The following is a 1186-nucleotide window of genomic DNA, read 5'->3' as shown; positions in this document are numbered from 1 at the left end:
GCGGTCAGCGTCAACGTGTAAACCTAGCTCGTAACATCGCAGTTGGTGCAGAAGTGGTATTGGCGGATGAGCCAACATCGATGCTCGATGTATCAATCCGTGCCGGTGTTCTGAACTTGATGGAAGAGATGAAGTTCGAGAAACAAATGTCTCTGCTTTACATCACTCACGACATCGCAACAGCGCGTTACATTGCTGAAGATCTCGCGGTCATGTACGTAGGTCACATGGTTGAATGGGGCGATACTGAAGAAATCATTCACGATCCTCAACACCCATATACGCAACTGTTGGTATCTGCGGTTCCAGATCCATCGAAGTCTATTCACGAGAAACTGAAAGGCAACAAAGGGGAAATCCCACTTTGGACACCAGAATCTGTCGGCTGTCCATTTGCAGGACGTTGTGTACACGCTACCGACAAATGTCGCGAACGACTACCGGGCGTCACTCAACTGTCCGACAACCACTTTGTCCGCTGTTACTTATTTGAAGATTAATCATAACGAGGGTCAGGTTCAGCCTGGCCCATTCCTATTTTTATCGTTTCCCGGAGACATTGAATGCTGCTACTGACTAACCACATTGGTTATGAACGTCTGGGCCCCAAAAAAGCCATTATCCAGACCGAACAACCGCACTTTTCTTCTTACACTGCTCAATTGATTTGTGCCACTAGCGAGCAAACAGTGTCAACTTTTGCAGTTGAAGAACAAGGTAAAGTGGCGAACTGGCATCAGGGCTATTTCTACCTCATCGACTTTTCATCTTTCACAGATTCAGGCGACTATTTCCTACAAGTGGAAGATTCGCGTTCTTCTTATTTCACTGTTGGCGAACATATTCTGTTGAATCAAACCCTGTCAGATGTGATCCACTACTTCAAATCACAACGTTGCGGTGGGGTTTTCGATCAACAAGATCGACAAGTGCCAGTGCTCAACGCCAACCAAACAGTTGATGTTCACGGTGGCTGGTACGACGCATCTGGAGACGTTAGTAAGTACTTAAGTCATCTTTCATACGCTAATTATTTGAACCCTCAACAAACTCCAATGGTGGTTTGGAACATCCTAAAAGGGCTTTCATTGCTTGAAGGAAGCGAAGACATTGCAGCCTTCACACGCACACGTCTTATTGAAGAAGCCCTGTTCGGTGCAGATTTCCTTGTTCGTATGCAAAACGA

General features: G+C 46.1%; 2 protein-coding genes. Both read left to right on the top strand.

Annotated features, from left to right (window positions below; genetic code table 11):
* A partial coding sequence (locus R7Z50_RS24470) for an ABC transporter ATP-binding protein (protein ID WP_318149343.1) occupies positions 1–500 on the top strand: 500 nt, incomplete at its 5' end.
* 63 nt (positions 501–563) lie between these two features.
* Positions 564–1186 (top strand): glycoside hydrolase family 9 protein (locus R7Z50_RS24465; RefSeq protein ID WP_318149342.1); only part of this gene is annotated, 623 nt, incomplete at its 3' end.

The sequence above is a fragment of the Vibrio sp. 1249-1 genome, assembly GCF_033340495.1.
This window is presented reverse-complemented; position numbering and strand designations above follow the sequence as displayed.